The sequence below is a fragment of the Pseudonocardia hispaniensis genome (genome assembly GCF_042658695.1).
Lineage (GTDB): Bacteria > Actinomycetota > Actinomycetes > Mycobacteriales > Pseudonocardiaceae > Pseudonocardia > Pseudonocardia hispaniensis.
The window spans coordinates 117,272-139,067 of sequence record NZ_JBHSQW010000009.1 but is presented as its reverse complement, the minus strand read 5'-3'; the positions used below and the strand labels follow the sequence as shown (position 1 = coordinate 139,067).

General features: G+C 73.2%; 22 protein-coding genes. 17 read left to right on the top strand and 5 right to left on the bottom strand.

What is annotated here, in order from left to right; genetic code table 11:
* The first annotated feature begins 23 nt into the window (after positions 1-23).
* Complete coding sequence (gene dnaE, locus ACFQE5_RS03865; protein ID WP_379582819.1) at positions 24-3,575, top strand: DNA polymerase III subunit alpha; 3,552 nt, start codon at positions 24-26, stop codon at positions 3,573-3,575.
* A gap of 93 nt (positions 3,576-3,668) precedes the next feature.
* Here the strand turns inward: dnaE and ACFQE5_RS03860 are convergent, their stop codons facing one another.
* Positions 3,669-4,541 (bottom strand): PaaX family transcriptional regulator, encoded by an 873-nt coding sequence (locus ACFQE5_RS03860; protein WP_379582818.1) that lies wholly within the window; start codon positions 4,539-4,541, stop codon positions 3,669-3,671.
* A 212-nt stretch (positions 4,542-4,753) separates the two neighbouring features.
* Between ACFQE5_RS03860 and ACFQE5_RS03855 the strand changes: the two genes are divergently transcribed.
* Genes ACFQE5_RS03855 through ACFQE5_RS03830 form a run of 6 tightly spaced genes read left to right on the top strand, consistent with a single transcriptional unit; the run spans position 4,754 to position 9,727 of the window.
* Positions 4,754-6,091, top strand: coding sequence for an adenosylmethionine--8-amino-7-oxononanoate transaminase (locus ACFQE5_RS03855; protein ID WP_379582815.1), 1,338 nt, complete (start codon positions 4,754-4,756; stop codon positions 6,089-6,091).
* A gap of 38 nt (positions 6,092-6,129) precedes the next feature.
* Positions 6,130-7,242, top strand: coding sequence for an 8-amino-7-oxononanoate synthase (locus ACFQE5_RS03850; protein WP_379583237.1), 1,113 nt, complete (start codon positions 6,130-6,132; stop codon positions 7,240-7,242).
* Positions 7,239-7,931 carry a dethiobiotin synthase gene (bioD, locus tag ACFQE5_RS03845; protein ID WP_379582812.1) on the top strand — a complete coding sequence of 231 codons (693 nt, stop codon included), beginning with the start codon at positions 7,239-7,241 and terminating at the stop codon, positions 7,929-7,931. The genes ACFQE5_RS03850 and bioD overlap by 4 nt, the downstream gene beginning before the upstream one ends.
* Entirely contained in the window at positions 7,910-8,944 is a 1,035-nt protein-coding gene (gene bioB, locus ACFQE5_RS03840) for a biotin synthase BioB (protein WP_379582810.1), read from the top strand. Before bioD ends, bioB begins: the two co-directional genes overlap by 22 nt.
* Positions 8,941-9,153 carry a biotin synthase auxiliary protein BsaP gene (gene bsaP / locus ACFQE5_RS03835; protein WP_379582808.1) on the top strand — a complete coding sequence of 71 codons (213 nt, stop codon included), beginning with the start codon at positions 8,941-8,943 and terminating at the stop codon, positions 9,151-9,153. The genes bioB and bsaP overlap by 4 nt, the downstream gene beginning before the upstream one ends.
* Positions 9,154-9,190: 37 nt before the next feature.
* Positions 9,191-9,727 (top strand): type II toxin-antitoxin system PemK/MazF family toxin, encoded by a 537-nt coding sequence (locus ACFQE5_RS03830; protein WP_379582806.1) that lies wholly within the window; start codon positions 9,191-9,193, stop codon positions 9,725-9,727.
* A 65-nt stretch (positions 9,728-9,792) separates the two neighbouring features.
* Here ACFQE5_RS03830 and ACFQE5_RS03825 read toward each other — a convergent pair whose 3' ends face one another.
* Together ACFQE5_RS03825 and ACFQE5_RS03820 are read right to left on the bottom strand one after the other, a co-directional pair.
* Positions 9,793-10,473, bottom strand: a complete 681-nt coding sequence (locus tag ACFQE5_RS03825) for an LON peptidase substrate-binding domain-containing protein (protein ID WP_379582804.1) — start codon at positions 10,471-10,473, stop codon at positions 9,793-9,795.
* 5 nt (positions 10,474-10,478) lie between these two features.
* Positions 10,479-11,192, bottom strand: a complete 714-nt coding sequence (locus tag ACFQE5_RS03820) for an NUDIX hydrolase (RefSeq protein WP_379582802.1) — start codon at positions 11,190-11,192, stop codon at positions 10,479-10,481.
* 216 nt (positions 11,193-11,408) lie between these two features.
* Here ACFQE5_RS03820 and nadA point away from each other — a divergent pair, with 216 nt between their 5' ends.
* The 6 genes from nadA (at position 11,409) to hisB (ending at position 18,043) form a co-directional block, all read left to right on the top strand.
* Positions 11,409-12,410 carry a quinolinate synthase NadA gene (gene nadA, locus ACFQE5_RS03815; RefSeq protein WP_379582800.1) on the top strand — a complete coding sequence of 334 codons (1,002 nt, stop codon included), beginning with the start codon at positions 11,409-11,411 and terminating at the stop codon, positions 12,408-12,410.
* Positions 12,407-14,047, top strand: coding sequence for an L-aspartate oxidase (locus ACFQE5_RS03810; RefSeq protein ID WP_379582798.1), 1,641 nt, complete (start codon positions 12,407-12,409; stop codon positions 14,045-14,047). Before nadA ends, ACFQE5_RS03810 begins: the two co-directional genes overlap by 4 nt.
* Positions 14,044-14,901 (top strand): carboxylating nicotinate-nucleotide diphosphorylase, encoded by an 858-nt coding sequence (gene nadC, locus ACFQE5_RS03805; protein WP_379582796.1) that lies wholly within the window; start codon positions 14,044-14,046, stop codon positions 14,899-14,901. The genes ACFQE5_RS03810 and nadC overlap by 4 nt, the downstream gene beginning before the upstream one ends.
* A 102-nt stretch (positions 14,902-15,003) precedes the next feature.
* Positions 15,004-16,323 (top strand): histidinol dehydrogenase, encoded by a 1,320-nt coding sequence (gene hisD, locus ACFQE5_RS03800; protein WP_379582794.1) that lies wholly within the window; start codon positions 15,004-15,006, stop codon positions 16,321-16,323.
* Positions 16,320-17,447, top strand: coding sequence for a histidinol-phosphate transaminase (locus ACFQE5_RS03795; protein WP_379582792.1), 1,128 nt, complete (start codon positions 16,320-16,322; stop codon positions 17,445-17,447). Before hisD ends, ACFQE5_RS03795 begins: the two co-directional genes overlap by 4 nt.
* A complete protein-coding gene (hisB, locus tag ACFQE5_RS03790) occupies positions 17,444-18,043 on the top strand; it encodes an imidazoleglycerol-phosphate dehydratase HisB (RefSeq protein ID WP_379582790.1) in 600 nt (199 codons plus the stop codon). Before ACFQE5_RS03795 ends, hisB begins: the two co-directional genes overlap by 4 nt.
* A gap of 89 nt (positions 18,044-18,132) precedes the next feature.
* On the opposite strand, the gene ACFQE5_RS03785 is transcribed toward hisB, so the two are convergent.
* Together ACFQE5_RS03785 and ACFQE5_RS03780 are read right to left on the bottom strand one after the other, a co-directional pair.
* On the bottom strand, positions 18,133-18,720 hold the full coding sequence (locus ACFQE5_RS03785; RefSeq protein ID WP_379582788.1) for a DUF3558 domain-containing protein: 588 nt from the start codon (positions 18,718-18,720) through the stop codon (positions 18,133-18,135).
* Positions 18,717-19,130 (bottom strand): PE domain-containing protein, encoded by a 414-nt coding sequence (locus ACFQE5_RS03780; RefSeq protein WP_379582786.1) that lies wholly within the window; start codon positions 19,128-19,130, stop codon positions 18,717-18,719. Before ACFQE5_RS03780 ends, ACFQE5_RS03785 begins: the two co-directional genes overlap by 4 nt.
* Positions 19,131-19,200: 70 nt before the next feature.
* On the opposite strand from ACFQE5_RS03780, the gene hisH reads away from it, so the two are divergent.
* Genes hisH through hisI form a run of 4 tightly spaced genes read left to right on the top strand, consistent with a single transcriptional unit; the run spans position 19,201 to position 21,789 of the window.
* Positions 19,201-19,836, top strand: coding sequence for an imidazole glycerol phosphate synthase subunit HisH (hisH, locus tag ACFQE5_RS03775; protein ID WP_379582783.1), 636 nt, complete (start codon positions 19,201-19,203; stop codon positions 19,834-19,836).
* A gap of 30 nt (positions 19,837-19,866) precedes the next feature.
* Positions 19,867-20,634: a bifunctional 1-(5-phosphoribosyl)-5-((5-phosphoribosylamino)methylideneamino)imidazole-4-carboxamide isomerase/phosphoribosylanthranilate isomerase PriA gene (gene priA, locus ACFQE5_RS03770; RefSeq protein WP_379582779.1), complete on the top strand. Its 768-nt coding sequence runs from the start codon at positions 19,867-19,869 to the stop codon at positions 20,632-20,634.
* 1 nt (position 20,635) lies between these two features.
* Positions 20,636-21,406: an imidazole glycerol phosphate synthase subunit HisF gene (gene hisF / locus ACFQE5_RS03765; protein ID WP_379582777.1), complete on the top strand. Its 771-nt coding sequence runs from the start codon at positions 20,636-20,638 to the stop codon at positions 21,404-21,406.
* Positions 21,403-21,789: a phosphoribosyl-AMP cyclohydrolase gene (gene hisI, locus ACFQE5_RS03760; protein WP_379582775.1), complete on the top strand. Its 387-nt coding sequence runs from the start codon at positions 21,403-21,405 to the stop codon at positions 21,787-21,789. Before hisF ends, hisI begins: the two co-directional genes overlap by 4 nt.
* Positions 21,790-21,796: the final 7 nt, after the last annotated feature.

Below are 21,796 nucleotides of genomic sequence, written 5' to 3'. Positions count from 1 at the left end.
GATCGGTAGCGGCAGGAACCGCGGTGACGTCCTCAGGGGGCACCGACAGCTTCGTGCATCTGCACACGCACACCGAGTTCTCGATGCTCGACGGTGCGGCGCGGCTGGACGACCTGTTCGCCGAGGCGGCCGCGATGGGGATGCCGGCGCTGGCGATGACCGACCACGGGAACGTGTACGGCGCCTACGAGTTCTGGCGCAAGGCGCGGGCCGCGGGCATCAAGCCGATCATCGGGATGGAGGGCTATCTGGCCCCGGGCTCGCGGCACGAGCGCCGCAAGGCCACGCTCGGCGGGCAGGTTGTCGGCGAGGACAACCCCGACCTGATGTACACCCACATGACGCTGCTCGCCGAGACCACGGAGGGGATGCACAACCTCTTCCGGCTCTCGTCGCTGGCCTCGCTGGAAGGCTACTACTACAAGCCGCGGATGGACCGTGAGCTGCTGGAGGCCTACGGCTCGGGGATCATCGCCACCACCGGCTGCCCCTCGGGCGAGGTGGCCCGGCTGCTGCAGCAGGGTGACTTCGAGGCCGCCTGCCAGGCCGCGTCGGACTACCGGGACATCTTCGGCAAGGACAACTTCTTCTGCGAGTTGATGGACCACGGGATCGCCATCGAGAAGCGGGTTCAGGAGGACCTGTTCGCGCTGAAGAAGCGGCTCGACCTGCCCGGGCTGGCCACAAACGACCTGCACTACACGTACCCGGGTGACGCCAAGTCGCACGAGGTCCTGCTGTGCGTGCAGACCGGCAAGACGCTGGCCGACCCGAATCGGTTCAAGTTCGACGCGCAGGACTTCTACCTCAAATCCCCGGCCGAGATGCGCGCGCTGTGGGACCCGGTCCACCCCGAGGCCTGCGACAACACCCTGCTGATCGCCGAGCGGGTGAACGTCGAGTTCACCGAGGGCCAGAACCTCATGCCGCGCGCACCCGTGCCCGACGGCGAGACGGAGGAGAGCTGGCTGATCAAGGAGGTCGAGCGGGGGCTGCACCGGCGGTTCCCGAACGGCGTCACCGATCGCTACCGCAAGCAGGCCGACTACGAGGTCTCGATCATCATCCAGATGGGGTTCCCCGGCTACTTCCTCGTGGTGGCCGACCTCATCCAGTATGCGAAGTCCGTCGGCATCCGCTGCGGCCCCGGCCGCGGGTCGGCGGCCGGCTCGCTCGTGGCCTACGCCCTGGGGATCACCGACCTCGATCCGATCGAGCACAAGCTGATCTTCGAGCGGTTCCTCAACCCCGAGCGCGTCTCGATGCCCGACATCGACATGGACTTCGACGAACGCCGGCGCGGCGAGATGATCCGCTACACGACCGAGAAATACGGTGAGGACCGCATCGCGCAGATCATCACCTACTCCACGATCAAGGCGAAGGCGGCGATCAAGGACTCGGCGCGGGTGCTCTACGGCCAGCCCGGCTACGCGGTGGCCGACCGCATCTCCAAGGCCATGCCGCCCGCGGTCATGGGCAAGGACATCCCACTGGCGGGCATCTTCGATCCCTCCCACAAGCGCCACTCCGAGGCCGCCGAGGTCCGCGCCCTCTACGAGACCGACCCGCAGGTCAAGGAGATCATCGACACGGCGCGCGGGCTGGAGGGCCTGAAGCGGCAGTGGGGTGTGCACGCGGCCGGTGTGATCATGTCGTCGAAGCCGCTGCTCGACGTCATCCCGATTCAGCGCCGGGAGGCCGACGGCGCGATCATCACGCAGTTCGACATGGGCGCCTGCGAGACCCTCGGGCTGCTCAAGATGGACTTCCTCGGGCTGCGCAACCTCACGATCATCGACGACGCCCTGGAGAACATCGAGCTCAACGGCAAGCCCGCGCTCGAGATCGAGAAGGTCGGGCTCGACGACGAGAAGACCTACGAGCTGCTCGCCCGCGGCGACACGCTCGGGGTGTTCCAGCTCGATGGCGGCCCGATGCGCGACCTGCTGCGCCGGATGGCGCCCACCGAGTTCGACGACATCTCCGCGGTCGGCGCGCTGTACCGCCCGGGACCGATGGGCGCCAACGCGCACAACGACTACGCCGACCGCAAGAACGGTCGGCAGGAGGTGAAGCCGATCCACCCGGAGCTGGCTGAGCCGCTCAAGGACATTCTCGGCGAGACCTACGGCCTGATCGTCTACCAGGAACAGGTCATGGCGATCGCCCAGAAGCTCGCCGGCTACACCCTCGGCAAGGCCGATCTGCTCCGCCGCGCGATGGGCAAGAAGAAGAAGGAGATCCTCGACAAGGAGTACGACGCCTTCGCCCAGGGCATGCGCGACCACGGCTACTCGACTGATGCGGTCACCACGCTCTGGGACATTCTGCTTCCGTTCTCCGACTACGCGTTCAACCGCGCGCACTCGGCGGCCTACGGGGTCGTGTCGTACTGGACCGCCTACCTCAAGGCCAACTACCCGGCCGAGTACATGGCCGCGGTGCTCACCTCGGTCCGCGACGACAAGGACAAGGCCGCGGTCTACCTCGCGGAATGCCGGCGGATGGGCATCGTCGTGCTGCCGCCGGACGTCAACGACTCGGTGCGCAACTTCGCGCCGGTCGGGGACAGCATCCGGTTCGGGCTCGGCGGTATCCGCAATGTCGGCGCGAACGTCGTCGACGCGATCGTGGCGGCGCGCAAGGAGAAGGGGGCCTTCACCGACTTCTCCGACTTCCTGCGCAAGGTCGACGCGGTGGTCTGCAACAAGAAGGTCGTCGAATCGCTGATCAAGGCGGGGGCGTTCGACTCGCTCGGCCATTCCCGCAAGGGACTGTTGCTCGTGCACTCCGACGCGATCGACGCGGTGATGAGCACGAAGCGGGCCGCCTCGATGGGCCAGTTCGACCTGTTCGGGTCGATGGACGGCACCGGGGGGCAGGAGGCCGACCTCGGCGGGATCTTCGACGTCAAGGTGCCGGACGAGGAATGGGACGCCAAGCACCGGCTCGCCGTCGAGCGGGAGATGCTGGGCCTGTACGTGTCGGGGCATCCGCTGCACGGTGTGGAGCAGGTGCTCGCGGCGAAGTCCGACACCCCGATCCAGAACATCCTCGACGGCACGGTCGGCGACGGTGCACAGGTCACCGTGGGCGGGATCCTCGCGGGCGTCAACCGGCGGGTGAACAGGAACGGCGAGCCGTGGGCGTCGGCCCAGATCGAGGACCTGGCCGGTGGTATCGAAGTGCTGTTCTTCCCGCGCTGCTACCAGGTGGTCGGGGTCGATGTCGCCGAGGACGCGATCGTGCTGGTCAAGGCGCGGGTGAGCAAGCGGGAGGACCGGGTCTCGCTGATCGCCAACGACCTCGCGGTGCCCGATCTGTCGGCTGCGGGGGAGGAGAACAGCACCCCGCTGGCGGTGAGCCTCGCCGCGACCCGGTGCACCCCGCCGGTGGTCGCGAAGCTCAAGGACGTCCTCACCAGCCATCCCGGTCCGCGCCCGGTGCATCTGAGCCTGATCAACGGAACCCGGACCACCGTGCTGCGGCTCGACGACGGTCTGCGGGTCACGGCCAGTTCCGCCCTGATGGGCGACCTCAAGGCGCTGCTCGGGCCGGGCTGCCTGGGGTAGGTGCCAGTACCCGGCGGCCGCGGAGGCGGGTGCCCCGAGGACGGCAACACCGGCCTTCTCGGCCGAACCGCGGCCCGCGGCGGTTGCGGGCGGTCAGCTCGCCTCGGCCATCAGCTCCCGCCAGTGCTGCTGTGCCGGCCGGCCCCACCCGCGGTGCAGCGTGTCGAACAGCTCCGCCGCCCGCGCGCCCGCCCAGCCCGGCGGCAGGAGCTCGTCGGGCAGCTTCGGGTCGAGGAACGGGAAGCGCCGCCAGGCGTGGACCAGCTGGATCTGGTGGGCGAGGACATCGGCCGAGGTCTGCGGGGCGGCCCGGCCGAACTCGTCGATGAACTGCTCGTAGGCGGCCTCGACCTCGGCGAGGTCCCACGCCTGCGCGACGATCTGGCTCTCCTGTCCGATGGCGCCGAACGACCCGACGAACGAGCTGGTCACCGCCGTCAGGCCGAGATCCTCCACGACCGCGGCCACCTCGGTCTGTTTGCCCGGGTCGGGGGAGAGCCACACCCCGGGCGAGGGCGATCCGAGCCCGGCCCAGGCCAGCCGGGTGCGCAGCCGGTGCCGGAGCTGACGCCGCGACTCCGGCACGCTGACCAGCAGGACCAGCCACCGGCCGTCCCACGGCCCGGACGCGGCGCCGAAGCCGTAGATGCGCGCGGCTCCGTCGGCGAGCAGCCGTCGACCGGGCTCGGTGAGCGACCACCGCACCCGGCGCCCGGACCGGCCGGAGACCAGCAGGCCCTCCGCGGCGGTGCGGGCGAGCGCCTGGCGGGCCGACTTCTGCTCGACGCCGAGTCCGCCGAGCACGTCGAGGAGCACCTGGGTCCACACCGGCTCGTCGCGGGGCAGCACGAACTCGCCGAGCACGGTGAGCAGCAGCGAGCGGGCACTCGTCTGCCCGAGCTCGCGGCGCCGGGACCGCGCGGGGTGGGTGGTCCCGACGGCGGCATCGGAGGTGGCGGCGGACATGATCCGCCAGCCTATCGAGATGAGCTCGCCGGGGACGCGCCCGCCCGCCACGAGCCGGAACCGGTCGTCGTCGCCGATCGGCCGGGTCCACCCGACACCGAACGAGGCCGGTCGCGTCGGTCGCGGACCGGGCGCAGGACGTCGTCATCGGCCGGGGACGTCCTGGTAGGACGATGGGGGACAGCGTCCGGTCGCGGTTAGGCTCGGGTGTCGTGACCGAGGACGACCTGCTGGCCATCGACCGGCGGCACGTGTGGCACCCCTACGCTCCGCTCCCCGCGCGGCAGCCCTCGCTGCTCGTCGCGGAGGCTTCGGGCGTGCGGCTGCGGCTGGCCGACGGCCGCGAACTGGTCGACGGGATGTCGTCGTGGTGGGCGGCGATCCACGGCTACCGGCATCCGGTGCTGGACGCCGCGGTCCGCGACCAGCTCGGCGCGATGAGCCACGTCATGTTCGGTGGGCTGACCCACGGCCCGGCCGTCGAGCTCGCCCGCAGGCTGGTCGAGATCACCCCGGAGCCCGTGCAGCACGTGTTCCTCGCCGACTCCGGCTCGGTGTCGGTCGAGGTCGCGATCAAGATGTGCCTGCAGTACTGGCGGTCGCGGGGCCGGCCCGGCAAGCATCGGCTGATGACCTGGCGGGGCGGCTACCACGGCGACACGTTCGGCGCGATGAGCGTCTGCGACCCCGACGGGGGGATGCACTCGCTGTGGACCGACGTGCTGCCGCGACAGGTCTTCGCGAGCGCCCCGCCCCGGGAGTTCACGCCGGCCTATGTGGACGAGCTCGCCGGGCTGCTCGAGCGGCACGCCGACGAGCTGGCCGCGGTCATCGTCGAACCGGTCGTGCAGGGCGCGGGCGGCATGCGCTTCCACGACCCGCGCTACCTGCAGGTGCTGCGCGAGCTGTGTCTGGCCCACGACGTCCTGCTGGTCTTCGACGAGATCGCGACCGGCTTCGGACGCACCGGTGAGCTGTTCGCCGCGGAGCATGCCGGCATCAGCCCGGACGTCATGTGCGTCGGCAAGGCCCTCACCGGCGGCTACCTGACGATGGCGGCGGCGCTGTGCACCGCACAGGTCGCCCACGGGATCTGCGAGGGCGAGGCGGGCGTCCTCATGCACGGCCCGACGTTCATGGGCAACCCGCTGGCCGCGGCGGTCGCGAACGCGTCGGTGGACCTGCTGCTGTCCGAGGACTGGCGCGGGCGGGTCGCGGGGATCGAGGCGGCGCTGCGCGACGGGCTCGCACCGGCCCGGGACCTGCCGGGCGTCGTCGACGTTCGGGTGCTCGGCGCGATCGGGGTGGTGCAGCTCGACCACGAGGTGGACCTGGCCGCGGCGACGGCGGCCGCGACCGATGCGGGGGTGTGGCTGCGGCCGTTCCGGGACCTCGTCTACACGATGCCGCCCTATGTCTGCACCGCCGAGGAACTCGCGATGATCACCGCCGGGGTCCGGGCGGCCGCGGCCGCGAGCTCGACCCGATCGGACGTCCCCGGCGGACGATCCGGGCGACATCACGTACCGGCGCCGGACCCCGGCGCATAGGGTCGCTGGTCGTGGACCCCGAGCACCCGCTGGCCTGGATGGACCGCAACGCCGAGCGCCGCCGCGCCGCCGGGCTGCGCCGCGCGCTGCGGCCCCGCCCCGCCGACGAACCGCTGCTCGATCTCGCGGGCAACGACTACCTGGGGTTGTCCCGGGACAAGCGGGTGATCGACGGTGCGGCGGCCGCGCTGCGCACCTGGGGCGCGGGCTCGACGGGATCGCGACTGGTCACCGGCAGCACCGAGCTGCACGCCCAGCTCGAGGACACCCTCGCCGCGTTCACCGGCGCCGAGGCGGCGCTGGTGTTCTCCAGCGGCTACACGGCCAACCTCGGCGCGGTCACGGCGCTGTCCGGGCCCGGGTCGCTGATCGTCTCCGACGCGGCCAACCACGCCTCGCTCGTCGACGCCTGCCGGCTTTCGCGCGCCCGGGTCGCGGTCACCCCGCACAACGACCTCGCCGCCGTCGACGACGCACTCGCCCGGCGCGCGGAGGAGCGCGCGATCGTCGTCACCGACAGCGTGAACTCGGCGGAGGGCGACCTGGCCCCGCTGCGTGACCTGCACGCGGTGTGCCGGGACCGCCGGGCGGTGCTGGTCGTCGACGAGGCGCACGGGCTCGGGGTGTGCGGGCCGGGCGGGCGTGGGCTGGTGGCCGCCGAGGGCCTCGCCGGGGCGGACGACGTCGTGGTGACCATGACCTTGTCCAAGTCCCTGGGGAGCCAGGGCGGGGCGGTACTGGGCCCGCGGCGGGTGGTCGACCACCTGGTCGACACCGCCCGAACGATGATCTTCGATACCGGGTTGGCGCCCGCCTGCGCCGGGGCGGCGCTGGCGGCGCTGCAGATCCTGCGCGAGGACCCCGGGCTGCCGGCGGCGGTGCTGGCGGCCGCGGCGGCCCTGGCGGAGGCGGCCGGGGTCCCCGCACCGCCGTCCGCGGTGGTGTCGGTGGTGCTGGGCGAGCCCGAGGTCGCGTTCGCGGCGGCCGGGCGGTGCGCCGAGCTGGGGCTGCGGGTCGGGTGTTTCCGTCCGCCGTCGGTTCCCGAGGGGACCAGCAGGCTGCGGCTCACCGCACGGGCCGACCTCACCGACGCCGACCTGGACCGCGCACGGGAGGTGCTCGCGGCGGTCCTGGCACAGGTGCGGCCGTGATCCTCGTCGTCACCGGCACCGGGACCGGCGTGGGCAAGACGATCGTCACCGCGGCCGTGGCGGCGAACGCCGTCGGCCGCGGCGAGCGGGTGGCCGTGCTCAAGCCCGCGCAGACCGGGGTCGGGCCCGCCGAGGCGGGTGATCTCGCCGAGGTCCAGCGGTTGGTGCCGGGCGTGACCACCCGGGAGCTGGCGCGTTACCCCGACCCGCTCGCGCCGTTCACCGCGGCCGGCCGCATCGGGGCCGCCCCCCTCACCCCCGCCGAGGCCGCCGAGGCCGCCGCCGAGCTGGCCACCGATCACGACCTGGTGCTGGTGGAGGGCGCGGGCGGGCTGCTCGTGCGGTTCACCGGCGACGGCACCCTCGCCGAGGTCGCCGCGCTGCTCGACGCGCCCGTGCTGGTCGTCGCCGCCGCGGGACTCGGCACGCTCAACCACAGCGCGTTGACCGTCGAGGTGCTGCGGACTCGGGGGTTGACCTGCGCCGGCGTCGTCGTCGGGGCGTGGCCCGCCGAGCCGGACCTCGCCTCCCGGCACAACCTCACCGACCTGCCGCTCGTCACCGCGGTCCCGCTGCTCGGCGCGCTGCCGGACGGCGCCGCCGCGCTGCCGCCGGACGAGTTCGCGGAGGTTGCCCGTCACACCCTGGCCCCGGCGCTGGGGGGCGGATGGCACACTCCCCAGGCGTGACCACCGTGACCACAGAGCAGTCGGACATCCTCGCGCTGGCCCGGGCCCAGGTGCTGGAGCGGGGTGAGGGGTTGTCCGAGGCCCAGGTGCTTGAGGTGCTGCGGCTGCCGGATTCGGCGTTGGATGCGTTGTTGTCGCTGGCGCATGAGGTGCGGATGCGCTGGTGCGGGCCGGAGGTCGAGGTCGAGGGGATCATCTCGCTGAAGACCGGTGGCTGTCCGGAGGACTGCCATTTCTGTTCGCAGTCGGGGTTGTTCGACTCGCCGGTGCGGTCGGCGTGGCTGGATATCCCGATGTTGGTGGAGGCGGCCAAGCAGACCGCGAAGACCGGGGCGACCGAGTTCTGCATCGTGGCGGCGGTGCGTGGGCCCGATGAGCGGTTGATGGCCCAGGTGGCGGCCGGGATCGCGGCGATCAAGGACGAGTTGGACATCAATATCGCGTGTTCGCTGGGGATGCTCACCGCCGAGCAGGCGCAGGCGCTGGCCGCGATGGGGGTGCACCGCTACAACCACAATCTGGAGACCGCGCGGTCGCATTTCGACACCGTGGTCACCACGCATACCTGGCAGGAGCGCTGGGAGACGCTGCGGTTGGTGCGCGAGGCCGGGATGGAGGTGTGCTGCGGCGGGATCATCGGGATGGGTGAGTCGTTGGCGCAGCGGGCCGAGTTCGCCGGGCAGTTGGCGGCGTTGGCGCCGGACGAGGTGCCGTTGAACTTTCTGAATCCGCGGCCGGGGACCCCGTTCGGGGAGTTGGAGCCGATGTCGGGGACCGATGCGCTGCGGGCGGTGGCGGCGTTCCGGTTGGCGTTGCCGCGCACGATTTTGCGGTTCGCCGGCGGGCGGGAGATCACCCTGGGGGATCTGGGGGCGCGGCAGGGGCTGTTGGGTGGGATCAACGCGGTGATCGTGGGGAACTACCTGACCACCCTGGGTCGGCCCGCCGAGGCCGATATCGATCTGCTCGGGGAGCTGGCGATGCCGCTCAAGGCCCTCAACGACACGCTGTGAGCGCCCCGGTGAGCGCCCGGTTCTGCGCGCAGTGCGGGCGGGCGGCGGAGGCGGGTGAGCATCCGCGTTGCGCGTCCCGGCGGGAGTTGGAGCCCCCGCGGTACTGCCCGCAGTGCGCGCGGCGGATGGTGGTGCAGGTGACCCCGATGGGCTGGACCGCCCGCTGCAGCCGGCACGGCGAGCTCCTTTCACCCGATCGGGTGTGCTGAGGCCGCACCGCGGCATGACTCCGGCATCCTGTGGCGCATGGTGAACTGGAGGCGGTTGTTTCGCCGCACAGTGACGGCCGAGCAGGACCGGCTGTCCACAGAGCCGACAACGACGTCGAGCACGGTGGCCACGATCGAGCGGACCGGCGGCGCGCCCGCCGGCCCGGCCGAGCGGCGCGGTGCGAAGACCGTCCCGGCCGAGGAGCGGGCCCGTCGGATCAGCTATGCCCCCGATCTCGACGGCGCCGCCGACCCCGGCGAGATCGTGTGGGCGTGGGTGCCCTTCGAGGACGACCCGGCGCAGGGCAAGGATCGTCCACTGCTGGTTGTCGGCCGCAGCGGCGCGGAACTCCTCGGGCTGATGCTGTCCAGCCAGGCCGACCGCGCCGGCGACCCGGACTGGGTCGGGATCGGGTCCGGGATGTGGGACCGGCAGGGCCGCGCATCCTACGTTCGGCTGGATCGGGTGCTCGAGGTCGGCGAGCACGACATCCGCCGGGAGGGCGCGGTGCTCGATCGGATCCGGTTCGACCACGTCGCCAACGAGCTGCGCAGCCGGTACGGCTGGATCTGACGGCGGACCCCGACTCGGTCGCGGAAATCCCGCGACTCGCGCACGGAAATCCCGCGACTCGCGGGTCAGTTGGGGCTGTGCTCGACGGCGAAGGACCTGATCGAGGCCGGGACCGCGTGCAGCTGAGTCAGCAGTTCCGTTTCCCGCACCAGGATCGCGCGCACCATCCGCAGGCGCTCGGCCGGACAGGTCTGTTCGAGCAACTGCTGCCGGTCCTCGATCGACAACAGGCAGTCGGCGGCGAGCACATGCGCCAGCGTGTCCAGCGCGACGTCCGGCCCGGGCTCGGTCCGGACGTCGCCGCGCCACGCCGTCGCGCAGTAGCGCCGGTAGGCGGCGCGGGCGGCGGCGGCCAGGGCCGGCGCCGGGTCGTCGTGCTCCGGGGCCGCAGGATCGTCGGGCAGGTACTCGACCGTGCCCACGAGATAGGGCTTCGACTCGGCGTCGAGATCCAGCAACCGGAACCGGCGCCCGCCCCGGGTGACGATGTCGAACCGGCCGTCGGGCAGCCGCCGGGCATCGAGCAGCTCGGCGGCGCAGCCGACCTCGTGCAGCCCGGCCATGCCGTGCTGGTCCGGGGCCCATCCCTCGCGCATCGCGACGATGCCGAACCGCCTGTCCGGCACGACCCCGGTGACCAGGTCGAGGGTGAGCTGGCGATAGCGCGGCTCGAAGACGTGCAGCGGCAGCGTGGCGCCGGGCAGCAGGACCGTATCCAGCGGGAACAACGGAAGCGACGCGGCCACGGCGACTACGGTACGACGCTGCGTCCCGGGTCGCCCGGCGGCCGTAGCACGGCGAAGGCGTCGGTGACCCGCAGCGACCGGCCCGCGAACCGGAACAGGGCCGCGGGCCGCCCGCCGGCCGGTCCCGGGGGCGCCACCTCGCCGGTCGGCTCGAGCTGCCCGCGCCGGGTGAGAACCCGCTGCAGGTTGGTCGCCGACACGGGATGCCCGAGGGCGGCGGCATAGAGCTCGCGCAGTGCGGAGATCGTGAACGTTGCCGGGGCCAGCGCGAACCCGAGGTTCGTGTAGGACAGCTTGGCCCGCAGCCGGTCCCGGGCGGCCGCGATGATGTCGGTGTGGTCGAACGCCGTCGGCGGCAGCGCGGACACCCGGTGCCAGGCGGTGTCGGCGGGGACGGCCGGGTCGGCGTCGGAGGGCACCAGCCCCAGGAACGCCGTGGCCACCAGGCGCTCACCCGGCACCCGGTCCGGAGCGCTGAAGACCCCGAGCTGTTCGACGTGGGTGACCTCGCGGACGTCGACCTTCTCGGCGAGCTGGCGGCGCACCGACGCCTCGACGTCCTCGTCGTCCTGCAGCCGCCCGCCCGGCAGCGCCCAGCGCCCCGCGTCCGGCTCGAAGGCCCGCTGCCAGGCCAGGACCTGGAGCGCGCCGTCGCGGACCCGCAGCACGGCGGCGAGCACCTCGTGGCCCGTCGGACGGAGGGCGCGAACGGCGGGCATACCAGCAAGCCTAGGCCCGTGGGCCGGTGTCCCGGACCCGGCCTCGTTGATCACGTGGGTCGTCGCCGGGGGATGGCCGGTGCCCCAACCGCCGGTGTCGGAAAGGTGGCCCGCTGATGAGGGGAGGGTCACGGGGGCGATGTCCGGCGGCGTGGCCTGCTGCTACGATCAGCCCCGTTTTCGATTGATAGTCGAAAACAGGGATGGAGGTATCCGATGAGCCTGTCCGAGGTGCTCCCCCCGGTGTCGCCGGTCGTCGACACCGCGTGGGCAGACCAGGTCCGCGCTCTGGCCGAGCAACGCAACGCCGTCGTGCTGGCCCACAACTACCAGCTGCCCGAGATCCAGGACGTGGCACACCACGTCGGCGACTCGCTGGCGCTGTCGCGGATCGCTGCCGAGGCGCAGCAGGACACGATCGTCTTCTGCGGCGTGCATTTCATGGCCGAAACGGCCAAGATCCTCGCCCCGGACAAGAGGGTGCTCATCCCCGATGCGCGCGCGGGCTGTTCACTCGCCGACTCGATCACCGCCGACGACCTGCGCGCCTGGAAGGCCGAGCATCCCGGCGCGGTCGTCGTCTCCTATGTCAACACCACCGCGGCGGTGAAGGCCGAGACCGATATCTGCTGCACCTCGTCGAACGCGGTCGAGGTCGTGGAGTCGATCCCCGCCGACCGTGAGGTGCTGTTCCTGCCCGACCAGTTCCTCGGCGCGCACGTCCAGCGGATCACGGGCCGGGAGAACATGCACGTCTGGGCGGGCGAGTGCCATGTGCATGCGGGAATCAACGGCGCGGAGCTCGCCGCGCAGGTGCAGGCGGATCCCGAGGCCGAGCTGTTCGTGCACCCGGAGTGCGGCTGTGCCACCTCGGCGCTCTACCTCGCGGGCACCGGCGTGGTGCCGCAGGACCGGGTGAAGATCCTCTCGACCGGCGGGATGCTCGACGCCGCCCGCGCCGTCGGCGCCCGCTCGGTGCTGGTCGCGACGGAGGTCGGGATGCTGTACCAGCTGCGCAGGGCCGCCCCCGAGGTCGACTTCCGGGCGGTGAACGACCGCGCCTCCTGCCGGTTCATGAAGATGATCACCCCGGAGAAGCTGCTGCGTGCGCTGCGCGACGGTGTCGACGAGGTGCATGTCGACCCCGAGCTGGGGGCCCGGGCCCGCGCCGCGGTGCAGCGGATGATCGAGATCGGCCGCCCGGGGGGCGGTGAGTGAGCGGGCCGAAGGGCGCGCCCGCCCGCCGGGGCGAGGCCGCGGGCGGCGTCGCGGCCACCTGGGCGGCGAGCGCCGACGTCGTCGTCGTCGGGAGCGGCGTGGCCGGCTTGACCGCCGCACTCGATGCGGTCGAGGCGGGTCTGCGCGTCGTCGTCGTCACCAAGGACGCGCCGGACGCCGGATGCACCCGCTGGGCCCAGGGCGGGGTGGCCGTCGTCGTCGGTGACGTGCCGGCAGACACCGTCGCGGCGCACGTCGCCGACACGGTCGCTGCGGGCGCCGGACTCTGCGATCCCGCCGCCGTCGAGTCGATCATCGGCGCGGGCCCGGCCGCCGTCCGCGCGCTGCAGGCCCGCGGCGCGGTCTTCGACCGGCGCCCGGACGGCGGGCTGGCGCGCGCCCGCGAGGGCGGGCATTCGGCCTTCCGCGTCGTGCACGCGGGTGGGGACGCGACCGGGGCCGAGATCGAACGAGCGCTGGTCGCCTCGGCGAACGGGCTGCCGATGCTTGCCGGGCACGTGGCCCTCGACGCGCTGCTCGACGACGCGGGCCGCGTCGTCGGGCTCGTGGTCCTGGACGACCGGGGCGTTCCCGGGGTGCTGCACGCCCCCGCGGTACTGCTGGCCAGTGGCGGGTACGGGCATCTGTACGCGAGCACGACCAACCCGGAGACGGCCACCGGGGACGGGATCGCGCTCGCGCTGCGGGCCGGCGCCACCGTGGCCGACGTGGAGTTCGTGCAGTTCCACCCGACCGTGCTGTGGACTCCGGGGGCCAACGGCAGGCGCCCCCTGGTCACCGAGGCCGTGCGGGGCGAGGGCGCACCGCTGCTCGACCGGGCCGGCCGCCGGTTCATGACCGAGGTGCACCCGCTGGCCGAGCTCGCGCCGCGCGACGTCGTCGCCGCCGCGATCACCCGTCGGCTCGCCGAGACCGGCGCCGACTGCGTCTGGCTCGACGCGACCGGGATCGAGGACTTCACCACCCGGTTCCCGACGGTGTCCGCGGCATGCCGCGCGGCGGGAGTCGATCCGGTGCGGGAACCGATCCCGGTCGCCCCGGCGGCGCACTACGCCTGCGGCGGTGTCGTCACCGACGTGGCCGGACGCACCGCGGTGCCGGGCCTGTACGCAGCGGGCGAGATCGCCCGGACCGGGTTGCACGGGGCCAATCGGCTGGCCTCGAACAGCCTGCTCGAAGGGCTGGTCCTCGGTGGGCGGGCGGCCCGCGCGGTGGCCGCGGACCTGGCCGGCCCGCGCGGTGTGGCCGGTGCCGGCGCCGTCCGGACGCCCGCGATCGGGATCGCCGACCGCGCGAGAGTGCAGCGGGCGATGAGCGCGAGCGCGGCCATCGGACGCGACGCCGCCGGGTTGGCCGCGGCCTCGGACTCGGTGGAGGCCGCGACCCTGCTGCGGGCTCCGACCGACCGGTCCGGTGTGGAGGACGCGGCGCTGACCCTGCTGGCCCAGGCGGTTCTCGTCGCCGCGGGTACCCGGACCGAGACCCGCGGCTGTCACGTTCGTACCGACTTCCCGGAGCGGGACGACCGGTGGCAGCGCGCGAGCCTGGTCCTCGGCCTGGACCCGGCCGGGGCCCCGGTGGTGCGCACCGAGCTGGCGACGAGGGGTGCGGCATGACCGTCACCGCCGGACCCGACCTGCAGGATCTGCGTCGCGTCGTGGACACCGCGCTGGCCGAGGACCTGCGCTACGGCCCCGACGCGACGACCGCGGCCACCGTCGCGGCCGACGCGGTCGCGGTGGCGGAGTTCACCCCCCGCCGCGGGGGCGTGCTGGCCGGGCTGCCCGCCGCTCGCGCGGTGCTCGACACCGTGCTGGGCCCCGGCGGATACGAGGTGCTCGCCGAGCTGACCGACGGCGACCGGCTGGTCGCGGGCGAGCCCGCGCTCGTCCTCCGGGCGCCGGTGCGTGGCCTGCTCACCGCGGAGCGGACCGCGCTCAACCTGCTGTGCCATCTGTCCGGGGTCGCCTCCGCGACCCGGCTCTGGGTCGACGCCGTGGCCGGCACCGGCGCGGCGATCCGCGACACCCGCAAGACCCTGCCGGGGCTTCGGCTGCTGGAGAAGTACGCGGTGCGGTGCGGCGGCGGGGTCAACCACCGGCTCGGTCTCGGCGACGCCGTCCTGATCAAGGACAACCACGTGGCCGCGGCGGGTTCGGTGGGCGCGGCGCTGGCCGCGGTGCGCGCGCAGGTGCCCGGGCTGCCCTGCGAGGTGGAGGTCGACTCGCTGGCGCAGCTCGACGAGGTGCTGGCGCTGGACGCCGAACTCGTGCTGCTGGACAACTTCTCGGTGGACGACACCGCGGAGGCGGTCCGCCGCCGCGGGGAGCGGACGACGCGGCTGGAGTCCAGCGGCGGGCTCGCCCTGGACAACGCCCGCGCCTACGCCGAGACGGGCGTCGACTACCTCGCCGTCGGTGCGCTGACCCATTCGGTCACCGCGCTCGACATCGGCCTCGACCTCCGGTGAGGCTGTGAGTGCGGCACAGTGTTCGAACACTGTGCCGCACTCACGACCGGACGTGACCTGCGGCGAAAAGGTCTCTGCGAACCACCCATTACGCTGAGTGCCATGCTGCGCCGCATCGACCTGCGTTCGACGCCCCTGCCCGGTCCCGCCGCGCTCCGCACCGTGCTGCCGCGTGCGGACGTGGACGTCGATGCGGTGCTCGAGCAGGTCCGGCCGATCGTCGACGCCGTCCGCGAGCGCGGCGTGGCGGCCGCGCTGGAGTACACCGAACGTTTCGACCAGGTCCGGCCCGCCGCGGTGCGGGTTCCGCGACAGACGCTGCACAGCGCGCTCGACCGGCTCGACGCGGGCGTGCGCGCCGCGCTGGAGACCTCGATCGAGCGGGCCCGCCGGGTGCACGCCGACCAGCGCCGCCCCGACATCGTGACGGACGTGGTGCCGGGCGGCACGGTCACCGAGCGGTTCATCCCGGTCCGCCGCGTCGGGCTCTACGCCCCGGGTGGGCTGGCGGTCTACCCGTCCAGCGTCGTGATGAACGTCGTTCCCGCCCAGGAGGCGGGCGTCGAGTCGCTGGTGGTGGTGTCGCCGCCGCAGGCCGAGCACGGCGGGCTGCCGCATCCGACGATCCTGGCCGCCGCCGCGCTGCTGGGCGTCGAGGAGGTCTGGGCGGTCGGCGGTGCGCAGGCCGTCGCGCTGCTGGCGCACGGCGGCACCGACACGGACGGCGCCGAGCTGGAGCCGGTCGACATGATCACCGGTCCCGGCAACATCTACCTCACCGCCGCCAAGCGGCTGCTGCGCGGGCTGGTCGGCATCGACGCCGAGGCCGGGCCCACCGAGATCGCGGTGCTGGCCGACGGCGGCGCCGACGCGGCGCACGTCGCCGCCGACCTCATCTCCCAGGCCGAGCACGACCCGTCGGCGGCCTCGGTGCTCGTCACCACGAGCGATGTGCTGGCCGACGCCGTCGACGCCGAGCTGGAGCGTCAGCTGCGGGCGACCAAACACGTCGAGCGGATCCGCACCGCGCTCGGCGGCCCGCAGTCGGGCACGATCCTGGTCCGCGACCTCGACGACGGCGTCGCGGTCGTCGACGCCTACGCGGCGGAGCACCTGGAGATCCAGACCGCGGACGCCCGCGCGGTCGCGCTGCGGGTCCGTAATGCGGGGGCGATCTTCATCGGGCCGTTCGCGCCGGTCTCGCTGGGCGACTACTGCGCGGGCTCCAACCACGTGCTTCCCACCGGCGGCTGCGCGCGGCATTCCGCCGGGCTGTCGGTGCAGACGTTCCTGCGCGGGGTGCAGCTCGTCGAGTACTCCGAGGACGCGCTGCGCGCGGTGGCCGATCGGGTCGTCACCCTCGCGGCCGCGGAGGACCTGCCGGCCCACGGTGCCGCGGTGACCGCCCGGTTCGCCCGGTGACGGCCACCACGCCCGCGGTGGGCGCAGAGGTCACGCTCGAGCAGCTCCCGCTGCGCGCGGACCTGCGCGGCAAGAGCCCCTACGGCGCCCCACAGCTCGACGTCGCCGTGCGGCTGAACACCAACGAGAACCCCTATCCGCCACCCCCGGAACTGGTCGCCGACATCACGGCCGCCGCCGCAGAGGCAGCGGCCCAGCTGAACCGCTATCCGGACCGGGACGCCGTCGCCTTGCGAACCGACCTGGCGGCCTACCTCAGCACCGCCACCGGCGTGCCGCTGAGCGCCGCGAACCTCTGGGCGGCCAACGGCTCCAACGAGATCCTCCAGCAGATCCTGCAAGCCTTCGGGGGACCGGGCCGCACGGCGCTCGGTTTCGAGCCGTCGTACTCGATGCACCCGATCATCGCCGCGGGAACCCGCACCGAGTGGCTGCCCGCCCCGCGGCGGGCCGACTTCTCGATCGACGTCGACGCCGCCGCGGCGCTGCTGCGTGACCGGGCGCCGGACGTCACGTTCCTGACCAGCCCCAACAACCCCACCGGGCAGTCGCTGGAACCGGCGGAGCTGGCCGCCTTGATCGACGCGGCGCCCGGCCTCGTCGTCGTCGACGAGGCCTACGCCGAGTTCTCCGACCGGCCCAGCGCGATCACCCTGCTCGCCTCGCACGGCCACAAGCTGATCGTGTCCCGGACGATGAGCAAGGCGTTCGCGTTCGCCGGGGGGCGGCTGGGTTATCTGGCCGCGGCGCCCGCGGTCATCGACGCCCTGTTGCTGGTCCGGCTGCCCTACCACCTCTCGGCGCTGACGCAGGCCGCGGCGCGGGCGGCACTGCGGCACGCGCAGGCGACCCTGGGGTCGGTGGCGGCGCTGCGCGCCGAACGCGAGCGGGTGGTGGCCGCGCTGGCCGCGGCCGGCTACGACGTCGTGCCCAGTGACGCCAACTTCGTGCTCTTCGGTCGGTTCGCCGACGCCCCGTCGGCCTGGCGGGCCTTCCTGGAGCGCGGCGTGCTGATCCGGGACGTGGGCATCGCCGGGCGACTGCGGGTCACGATCGGAACACCCGCGGAGAACGACGCGTTCCTGCGGATCGCACGGGACGTGGCTACGGAGGAGTTGTCGTGAGTCGGATCGGTCGGGTCGAGCGGGTCACCAAGGAGTCGAAGGTCCTCGTCGAGATCGATCTCGACGGCACCGGCACCACCGAGATCTCCACGGGTGTCCCGTTCTTCGACCACATGCTCGACGCGCTGGGCAAACACGGGGCGTTCGACCTGACGGTGCGCGCGTCGGGCGACGTCGAGCTCGACGCGCACCACACCGTGGAGGACGTCGCGATCGTGCTCGGCCAGGCGCTGCGCCAGGCGCTCGGCGACAAGAAGGGGATCCGCCGCTTCGGTGACGCCTGGATCCCGATGGACGAGGCGCTGGTCCAGGCCGTCGTCGACGTCTCGGGGCGGCCCTACACGGTGCACACCGGCGAGCCGGAGTTCATGCAGGCCTTCGTCGTCGGTGGGCACTACCCGACGGTGCTCAACCGGCACGTGTTCGAGTCGCTGGCCTTTCACGGCCATCTCGCGCTGCACGTGCGGGTGGTGGACGGGCGCGATCCGCACCACATCACCGAGGCCGAGTTCAAGGCCCTGGCGCGCGCCCTTCGGGCGGCGGTCGCGCCCGATGAGAAGATCACCGGAATCGCCTCGACCAAGGGCACGCTCTGAGCTGAGCAGGTGTCGCGCGCGTATCCACGGGGTGGGTGAGTGAGTACCGCGGGCCGTTCGGCGATCGTCTCGGCTGTGCGGACTCGCACTCACCGCAGCGGGGGCAGGTTGGACAGCACGGCCTCGATCATCCGGCGGGACCGCGCGCAGGGATCGGGCAGCGGACGGCCGGCGAGGTTGCCGTCGGCGGAGAGCAGCTGGTACTCGGCGATCGCGACGTAGAGCGAGCACCGGCCGTCGGCGTTGCCGTCGGCCCGCACCGCGGGATGGCCGGCCACCTCGAGGGGTTCGAACACCGCGAACGTGTCCCGGATCCCGTAGAGGTAGTCCAGGCCGCGGACGTCGATCTCGGTGGCGATCGTGAGCCCGGCGGGCTCACCCACGGTCGTGGACCTCCAGCCGCAGAGCCGCCCGGTGCCGAGCACCTTCGGCTCCGCGGTCTCGGGCCGCAGGCCCAGGGCGGTGAGCTGCGCCGGGGTGAGCAGGTCGCAGACCGCGATGCCGCGCGCGTCCCGGGGATGCGCCACCCGCGGGGCCGCACCGGCGGGCTGGGCGGTCGCGGAGGCCGGGACCGGGGCGGCCACGGCTGGGGCGCCCTGAGCGGCGGGCTCCGGAGCCGCACAGCCGGCCAGCGCCGCGAGCAACGCCATCAGCGCGGCGCTGCGGGCGCGCCTCACCCGCGCCGTCCGGCGTTCGCCTCGTCCGCGTCCCGGTAGGCCGCCAGCTGCCGGGACAGCGCGTCGCGGGTCTGTTCCAGCTGCGCCGCCCAGGCCGCCACGTAGGTCTCCGCGCGCCGGGCCATGAGCGCGGCGTTGCGGGCGACGTTCCGGCTCACCCCGTCCTCGCTGGGCGCGACGTGCATCAACCGTTGCAGCGGTAGCAGCCCCAGCTGCAGGTCCTCGACGATCGTCCCCAGATCGTCGATGCACCGCTGCGCCCGTTCGGGATCCACCACGAACGCCCCCGCGGGCACCCCGTCGGGGACCGACGCGGCCGAGGCGAGCCAGATCGCGCGCGCGACCTCCCGGCCCGCCGCCCGCCCCGGCCCGAACACCCGGTCGATCGCGACACCCCGCGGCTCCGTCATGGCCGACATCCTGGCAGGGCCGATCCGGATCCCGGGCCGTTTCGCGAACAGCCACCCGTATTCTTGTCCGGTGACGCGGATCGTCGTGCTGGACTACGGATCGGGCAACCTGCGCTCCGCGGAACGAGCCCTGCGCCGGGTGGGCGCCGAGGTGACGGTGACCGCCGACGCCGACGCCGCGCTCGCGGCCGACGGGCTGGTCGTGCCGGGGGTCGGCGCGTTCGCCGCCTGCATGGCGGGTCTGGCGCGCGTGGACGGACCACGGATCATCGAGCGCAGGCTCGCCGGGGGCCGTCCCGTGCTCGGGATCTGCGTGGGCATGCAGGTGCTGTTCGACCACGGCGTCGAATGGGGCGAGCACACCGACGGCTGCGGGCAGTGGCCCGGAACCGTCGAGCGACTCAAGGCCGACGTGCTGCCACACATGGGCTGGAACACCGTGCGGGCGCCGAGCGGCTCCGTCCTGTTCGCCGGCCTGGACGCGGACACCCGCTTCTACTTCGTGCACTCCTTCGGGGTGCGGCGCTGGGAGCTTGCCGAGTCGAGGGTGCTCCGTCCGCCACTGGTCACCTGGGCCCACCACGGCGAGGACTTCGTCGCCGCCGTGGAGAACGGCGCGCTGGCGGCCACCCAGTTCCACCCCGAGAAGTCCGGCGACGCGGGCGCGGCGGTGCTGCGGAACTGGCTGCGCGACGTCGTCGGCTAGCTGCGGCCGCGCCGTCGGTAGGCTGCCGGCGTGAGCTTCACGTTGCTTCCCGCGGTCGATGTCGCCGACGGCCAGGCCGTTCGCCTGGTGCAGGGCGAGGCCGGCACCGAGACCGGCTATGGCGACCCGCTCGAGGCGGCCCTGACCTGGCAGCGCGACGGCGCCGAATGGATCCACCTCGTCGACCTCGACGCTGCGTTCGGCCGCGGTTCCAACGCCGAACTGCTGGCGGGCGTGGTCGGCAAGCTCGACGTGGCCGTCGAGCTGTCCGGCGGCATTCGCGACGACGAGTCGCTGGAGCGCGCCCTTGCCACCGGCTGCGCCAGGGTGAACCTCGGCACCGCCGCGCTGGAGAACCCCGACTGGTGCGCCCGGGCGATCGCCGCGCACGGGGAGCGCATCGCCGTCGGTCTCGATGTGCGGATCACCGAACGCGGCCACCGGCTGGCCGCCCGCGGCTGGACCGCCGACGGCGGCGACCTCTGGGAGGTCCTCGCCCGCCTCGACCGCGACGGCTGCGCCCGCTACGTCGTCACCGACGTCAGCAAGGACGGCACGCTGCGCGGCCCGAACGTCGAGCTGCTGCGCGACGTCGCCGCCGCAACCCCCGCGCCGATCATCGCCTCCGGTGGCGTCGCCGAGGTGTCCGACCTGGTGGCGCTGGCCGAGGCGGCCGCGGCCGGGGCCAACATCGAGGGTTCGATCGTCGGCAAGGCGCTCTACGCGGGCCGGTTCACGCTGCCCGAGGCGCTGGCCGCGGTGCGGGCGGTCGGCGGCGCGTCACGGGCGGCGGGCTGAGATGGGCGTCGCGGTCCGCGTCATCCCCTGCCTGGACGTGGACGCAGGCCGGGTGGTCAAGGGCGTCAACTTCCGGGAGCTGCGCGACGCCGGTGACCCGGTCGAGATGGCCGCGGTGTACGACGCGGAAGGAGCGGACGAGCTGACCTTCCTCGACGTCACCGCGTCCTCGGGGGAGCGGGAGACGATGTACGACGTCGTCCGGCGCACCGCCGAGCAGGTGTTCATCCCGCTCACGGTCGGCGGTGGCGTCCGCTCCTGCGACGACATCGACACTCTGCTGCGGTCCGGCGCCGACAAGGTCAGCATCAACACCGCCGCGATCGCCCGTCCCGAGCTGCTGGGGGAGGCCGCCCGCCGGTTCGGCTCGCAGTGCATCGTGCTGTCGGTGGACGCCCGCCGGATCTGCGACGGCCCGCCCACCCCGTCGGGTTTCGAGGTGACCACCCACGGCGGGCGGCGCGGCACCGGGATCGACGCCGTCGAATGGGCCGCCCGCGGCCAGGAGCTCGGGGTCGGGGAGATCCTGCTCAACTCGATGGACGCCGACGGCACCCGGGCCGGGTTCGACCTGGAGATGATCGAACGGGTGCGCACGGTCGTGGACGTCCCGGTGATCGCGAGCGGCGGCGCCGGGACGGTCGGCGACTTCGTGCCGGCCGTGCGGGCCGGGGCCGACGCCGTGCTGGCGGCCAGCGTGTTCCACTTCGGGGTGCTGCGCATCGGCGAGGTCAAGGACGCGCTGCGGGCCGGTGGCGTGGAGGTCCGGTGAGCGAGCCGACGGCGCCCAGCGCCAGGGTCGAGCGCTCGGGACTGGACCCGGCGATCGCCGCGCGGCTCAAACGCACTGCCGAGGGGCTGGTCTGCGCGGTCGCGCAGGACCGGGACACCGGCGAGGTGCTGATGGTCGCCTGGATGGACGACGAGGCGCTGCATCGCACGCTGACCACCGGCCGCGCCACGTACTGGTCGCGCAGCCGGGGCGAGTACTGGGTCAAGGGGGCGACCTCCGGGCATGTTCAGCACGTGCACGAGGTGCGGCTGGACTGCGACGGCGACGCGCTGCTCGTCCTCGTCGACCAGACCGGCCCCGCCTGCCACACCGGCGCCCGTTCCTGCTTCCGTACGGCCGCGCCGCTCCTGAGCGGCGAGTAACGTCCAG

What these genes read in the sequence shown, in the direction of transcription:
- ACFQE5_RS03860 (WP_379582818.1), bottom strand. Translation starts at nt 4,541, where the DNA reads ATGTCCGCCGCCACCTCCGATGCCGCCGTCGGGACCACCCACCCCGCG.
- ACFQE5_RS03850 (WP_379583237.1), top strand. Translation starts at nt 6,130, where the DNA reads ATGGACCGCAACGCCGAGCGCCGCCGCGCCGCCGGGCTGCGCCGCGCG.
- bioB (WP_379582810.1), top strand. Translation starts at nt 7,910, where the DNA reads ATGGCACACTCCCCAGGCGTGACCACCGTGACCACAGAGCAGTCGGAC.
- ACFQE5_RS03830 (WP_379582806.1), top strand. Translation starts at nt 9,191, where the DNA reads ATGGTGAACTGGAGGCGGTTGTTTCGCCGCACAGTGACGGCCGAGCAG.
- ACFQE5_RS03820 (WP_379582802.1), bottom strand. Translation starts at nt 11,192, where the DNA reads ATGCCCGCCGTTCGCGCCCTCCGTCCGACGGGCCACGAGGTGCTCGCC.
- nadA (WP_379582800.1), top strand. Translation starts at nt 11,409, where the DNA reads ATGAGCCTGTCCGAGGTGCTCCCCCCGGTGTCGCCGGTCGTCGACACC.
- nadC (WP_379582796.1), top strand. Translation starts at nt 14,044, where the DNA reads ATGACCGTCACCGCCGGACCCGACCTGCAGGATCTGCGTCGCGTCGTG.
- hisD (WP_379582794.1), top strand. Translation starts at nt 15,004, where the DNA reads ATGCTGCGCCGCATCGACCTGCGTTCGACGCCCCTGCCCGGTCCCGCC.
- ACFQE5_RS03780 (WP_379582786.1), bottom strand. Translation starts at nt 19,130, where the DNA reads ATGACGGAGCCGCGGGGTGTCGCGATCGACCGGGTGTTCGGGCCGGGG.
- hisF (WP_379582777.1), top strand. Translation starts at nt 20,636, where the DNA reads ATGGGCGTCGCGGTCCGCGTCATCCCCTGCCTGGACGTGGACGCAGGC.